The organism is Pectobacterium brasiliense (genome assembly GCF_013449685.1).
In the GTDB taxonomy this organism is placed as follows: domain Bacteria; phylum Pseudomonadota; class Gammaproteobacteria; order Enterobacterales; family Enterobacteriaceae; genus Pectobacterium; species Pectobacterium brasiliense_A.
Window position 1 is genome coordinate 1 of the sequence record NZ_JACDSF010000115.1, and the last position, 203, is coordinate 203.

Here is a 203-nt window from a genome sequence, read left to right on the forward strand (position 1 = left end):
ACAGCAAGATGAGCGGCGAATTAGTGCACCAGCGCGAAAGCTATCAGCACTTCGACTACCCCGGCCGCTTCAAGCAAGACCCGAGCGGCAAGGCCTTTACCGGCTATCGGCTGGATGCGTTACGCGCGAATGCAATGACCGGCTCTGGTGAATCCAATGCCGCCATGCTGATGCCCGGTAGCAGTTTTACCTTAACCGAACAT

Annotated in this window: 1 protein-coding gene; it reads left to right on the top strand. The window is 56.7% G+C overall.

Annotation, left to right across the window (positions count from 1 at the left end):
* The coding region (locus tag H0248_RS21505) for a contractile injection system protein, VgrG/Pvc8 family (RefSeq protein ID WP_257981582.1) at positions 1–203 on the top strand (203 nt) is incomplete at both ends.